This window comes from Salinibacterium sp. SWN139 (genome assembly GCF_015864625.1).
Taxonomy (GTDB): Bacteria; Actinomycetota; Actinomycetes; order Actinomycetales; family Microbacteriaceae; genus Rhodoglobus.
Genome location: NZ_JADYWV010000007.1, coordinates 1 through 674, shown reverse-complemented (window position 1 = coordinate 674; position 674 = coordinate 1). Strand labels below are relative to the sequence as shown.

The window sequence follows — 674 nt, the reverse complement described above, 5'->3', positions numbered from 1 at the left end:
CTCGCACCCTCCGTATTACCGCGGCTGCTGGCACGGAGTTAGCCGGTGCTTCTTCTGTCAGTAACGTCACACATGATGGGTATTAACCACCACGCTTTCCTCCTGACTGAAAGTGCTTTACAACCCGAAGGCCTTCTTCACACACGCGGCATGGCTGCATCAGGCTTGCGCCCATTGTGCAATATTCCCCACTGCTGCCTCCCGTAGGAGTCTGGGCCGTGTCTCAGTCCCAGTGTGGCTGATCATCCTCTCAAACCAGCTAGGGATCGTCGCCTTGGTGAGCCATTACCTCACCAACTAGCTAATCCCACTTGGGCCAATCTAAAGGCGAGAGCCGAAGCCCCCTTTGGTCCGTAGACATTATGCGGTATTAGCAGTCGTTTCCAACTGTTGTCCCCCACCTCAAGGCATGTTCCCAAGCATTACTCACCCGTCCGCCGCTCGTCAGCAAAGTAGCAAGCTACTTTCTGTTACCGCTCGACTTGCATGTGTTAGGCCTGCCGCCAGCGTTCAATCTGAGCCATGATCAAACTCTTCAATTAAAAAGTTTTATGTCTTTCGACAGCTCAATGAATTCTGAATTTATTTTAATATCTTTCGATATTGAATTGACTGTGCCGAATAATTACCGAAATAACTATTCTGTTGGTCACTCAGTTTTCAATTGAGACTCT

General features: G+C 49.6%; 1 rRNA gene. It reads right to left on the bottom strand.

The window, feature by feature from the left end:
* A 16S ribosomal RNA gene (locus I6E74_RS14290) occupies positions 1–542 on the bottom strand; the annotation flags it as partial.
* Positions 543–674 lie beyond the last annotated feature (132 nt).